Genomic DNA, 3,848 nt, shown 5'->3' with positions numbered 1-3,848 from the left:
TTGGGGCTGGAGATGGTTCACAAGCCGATGCGCGAGCTCGATCTGTTAGGTTATCGGTTCAGTGGGCAAATTGCGAGAGCAGCTCTTATCGGATTATTTGGCATTGTTGCGATAATGCTGACTGCACCGGTCTTGCTTTTGCGATATCAATACTTCCAATGATAAAACCGAGACCTGCCGATTTGCGACGATGTTTGACACTTGTAGCTGTGTCCGAATTTGTACTTTTGCAGTCGGTGCTGCCAATGACGTTATGAACAATTGTTCGGCCGGTCGTCCGGGACGAGCAATCGCATTTCCTGGCTGACGCGGGTCGCCACAAACGGCACTTGCTCACATACGCAGACCGGCATCCTGAACTGGTCTAGGCTGAAGATTCCTGCCATTAAAGCGGGAGTGTAACAACAATCGGAAAGCCAGCCAAACATTGCGTCTCGTGAGACCATTTTGACGCTGAAATCCAATGCCGCTCATCATTCAGAACAGATAACGCAAATCCATCATAAAGCCGCGATCAACCAAATCTTGGGATCCTACGAATGGAAGCGATCCTCCGTAGGCCAGTGAGAAATCTTCTGAAAACTCTGGAGAATTCAAGATAGCACTGTAATGAGCACCACCCCCGGCGTGACCTCCCACCTCAACAATTTTACGAAATTCTTCGACTGAACGCGAAGAAAATCGATAGTGAAGCAAGATGGACGTGACTGGGACAAAATTTCTTATGCACGGCCCGGGGCCATGAATGCTTCCTCTGCGATAGTCTGTCTTGCCGTCAACCCACAGAAGCGGAAACTTGGAAAGACGCATGTCGCGGCCAAACAGCCGTTGTCGCGGTCCTCCCCTGACAGCATTTCCGTACCTTTCTGCCTTGATCGAATAACCATCACCATCGAAATGTGACGATACGTCGAATGGCCATTTGGAACCGTCGTCAACAAAATTACCGGTACGAAGCGGGCCAGGAGGATAGACATCCAACATCGCGGAATGTGATCGGTCGATGCCGACGATCTCTAAATCCCGAATAAAGTCTCGAATTGATCGTTTTTCGTAACCCGGAAAGACCAGAAATTCGTCGGCGTCGAGCGAGAGATACCAGCGGTTGCGCCCATACATATCGAAAAATGCATCGCGCCAATCTTTTCCTCGATTCGTATCCTTGTATTCAATATGCGATGTATAAAGATCTACGTCGGCGATATTTGAAAGCGCGGATGTCGTTCCGTCGACTGATCGATCGTCAATGATGATGAAGCGGGTTACGCCCAACATTCTGTAGTACCGCAAGAAGGATCTGATGTAGCCATTTGCATTTCGTATTATGCAAATTGCTGGAATATCATCGGACGCTAGCGGCTTAAAATGTCCGGAATGTTTGACCAGCCGTGGATCTGTTCGTGCTCCCAGAGACATCGTCCATTTCGCGTGCTGGAAATGAGCCTTTGCCTTCCGCACGAATGAAATACTCTTAATCCCATGCCAATCCGAAGCATGTTTGACAGGATATCTAACAGGAAAACCTGCGCCGCTTTTCGTTTTTTGCATGTCTTGCCCTAATCTCCAAACACCGTGCGTATGGCAGAATGATCAATGACGCAACAAAAAGTGCGAAGTGGTCGGCCAATATTGCTCCACCTGTCAGTACAATTCTGGGGCCCAAATGCAATGCGGCGACATCGCGTCGATCTGCGCTCTACAGATCGGTAATATTTTAAGATTAGTTTCGAAGTAGCCTTCTCTTGATTGTTAATCGAAATCCTCAGTTTTCTGCAAATACACTTGGCGCGATTGAGTTGTTTGGTTCTATGAAACTCTAAGTTGTACCTTTGAGGATTCGTTGTGAAGCTGGCATTTATACATTCATTGCTGTGCGGTTTGACAATATTGGACGTTTGCGGGCCGTCATTTGCTCAAGGCGTTCCAACTCCTGCTACACAGCCAGCGATAACTGCTCCAGCCTCAACTACAAGTTTCACCGCGAAATCAGCCGCGCTCGATCGACCGCACCAACAACAAACATGACGACGTTGAATTGCTATTCCTGACCGAAACCACAGCAGCAGAGCCGAGTAATGAGTATTATCAGACAGATGATCACAGACGCCGTGAAAGACCACACAATCGTCGCCTATAGCAAAGACGTGAATGACCCGATCTATCAGGGCCGTGATGTGGACAAAATCATCCAAGCGATCGGACCCCATGACGAAATGAATGTGCTGATCCGCTGCCGGCACCCTCGTGCGGGCGCTACTTTTCGCTACTGCAAAATACAATATTTCGAATGAGCGTTGCAGCAGTCAGCCTGGCATATCCAGCGTCGGCTGCCCTAAAATTGGTTCTTGCCGGCCTAGGGGTGTGTGCCATCCGGCCTGTGGCAGCGCTAGTCAAATTGAGGTGCAGGGATGGCTCGACGCACGCACAAAGCAGGAAATACGCAACGCCGAGCCGTGCCGATATCAGCGTTGGCATCTTGCGGGAGTTCCCAGCGCAGATCAATCAATCGTGCGGATTAGTTCGAATTTATTATGGAAATCAAACAGTGAAATTTTTAAGGGTCAGCGGCCCCGAGAATACGAGAGGCCGCCTTATCAACACTGTAAAGCACTGGCCAACCCTTGTCGGCAGCATCGATCATCATCTCTTGGCGGATAATCAGTTCTGGCGGGAGTGCGGGAAGACCCTCGATGGCCGCTCCGGCTCTAAAATGCCCCGATTGCGGGACAATCTGTTTGGATATCTCTACCGATGTAATCGACTTCACTCCGATCCATTCCAGCTGCTGCGGCAAATTTCTCGGCCACTGGCGCGAACGCGAACGCGATTTTGCAGAGCAGGGCGGCGGCACGAATCAGTTCCGCATCCACACCACCAGATATAAGGGGAGGGAGGTGTCAAAGCTTCAGGCCGAGAGTTGGACGGTTCCTCATCGACGCCCACGGCGATACGAGAGGTCGAGTGGGTCCCGAGCACTGATTGCGATACCGAAAAAGTCGAGGATTTCCTGAGGCTTAGCTATGATCGAGTGCCTCTGAGTGTGAAAAAAAATAGAAGAAAACCCCGATTTTTCCGCCGGTTTTGGCCCTATCAATCAGGGAAAATCCCAATGTTCCCTCAGGGTTATGCCCGATCCCGCTGAAAGCCGTCCGGGTGTATCCTGTTCCTTGGCCGCGAAGGCCCACCCTTAGCCTTCCGGTTCGCCAAATTGGGGGAGAGACGCAGCGGCACGCTTCGCGTCTGCTCCTCCCTCTTTCATCAAGCCTGGAATCATTTTCCAGTGGATAGACTCAAAACATTGGTTAGTTGGCGTTCGCCTCAGGTGTATCCTTATGGCCTGACTGCACATTGCCGCCAAGGCCGCAGTCAGCACTAGGCGGAACAGTGACGACGGCATAATGGTCCCCCACCAGCCGCTCCTGTTCCGTCATTTTTGTAGGAACCTCGCATCCAAATGGCGCTGATATCCCTGGGCGTATTGCTGGCCGTCACTCTCGGGGTGGCCTATGCCGCTCTACGCCTGACCCCTCATCGCCCTACTGCTGGGTCCGCTTGCTACTGTTCGATCTGCTGCGGTGTTGTGGCTGAGGTGGGTGGGATATCGAACTTCAAAGTTTCGGCGGACGCGGGGTGAACCTAAAAGCTTTTCGAAAAAGCCGGGGGTCTCACGCACTTTTTGTTCCGACTGCGCTACCTCCATCGGATATGGGGATGAGGGCCTTCTCCCAAAACGTCCGCTCGGACTTGACCGTCGTTACATTGGGGACCGTGAGATCAACTCCGGCTCTACTGACCAATTTTTGTATCCAAATGGGTCAAGATTAGGCGCTAGAGCTATTGTACCCATT

General features: G+C 51.2%; 3 protein-coding genes. 1 reads left to right on the top strand and 2 read right to left on the bottom strand.

Going from position 1 to position 3,848, the window contains the following annotated elements:
- Nucleotides 1–477: 477 nt before the first annotated feature.
- Nucleotides 478–1,548: a glycosyltransferase family 2 protein gene (locus AAAC48_RS04635; protein ID WP_340653049.1), complete on the bottom strand. Its 1,071-nt coding sequence runs from the start codon at nucleotides 1,546–1,548 to the stop codon at nucleotides 478–480.
- 527 nt (nucleotides 1,549–2,075) lie between these two features.
- Here AAAC48_RS04635 and AAAC48_RS04630 point away from each other — a divergent pair.
- The gene (locus AAAC48_RS04630; RefSeq protein ID WP_340653048.1) at nucleotides 2,076–2,291 is read left to right on the top strand and encodes a hypothetical protein; all 216 of its coding nucleotides are present in this window, start codon (nucleotides 2,076–2,078) and stop codon (nucleotides 2,289–2,291) included.
- Nucleotides 2,292–2,554: 263 nt separating this feature from the next.
- Here AAAC48_RS04630 and AAAC48_RS04625 read toward each other — a convergent pair whose 3' ends face one another.
- Nucleotides 2,555–2,767, bottom strand: coding sequence for a hypothetical protein (locus AAAC48_RS04625; protein ID WP_340653047.1), 213 nt, complete (start codon nucleotides 2,765–2,767; stop codon nucleotides 2,555–2,557).
- Nucleotides 2,768–3,848: the final 1,081 nt, after the last annotated feature.

The sequence above is a fragment of the Phyllobacterium sp. genome (assembly GCF_037994405.1).
Taxonomy (GTDB): Bacteria; Pseudomonadota; Alphaproteobacteria; order Rhizobiales; family Rhizobiaceae; genus Phyllobacterium.
This window is presented reverse-complemented; position numbering and strand designations above follow the sequence as displayed.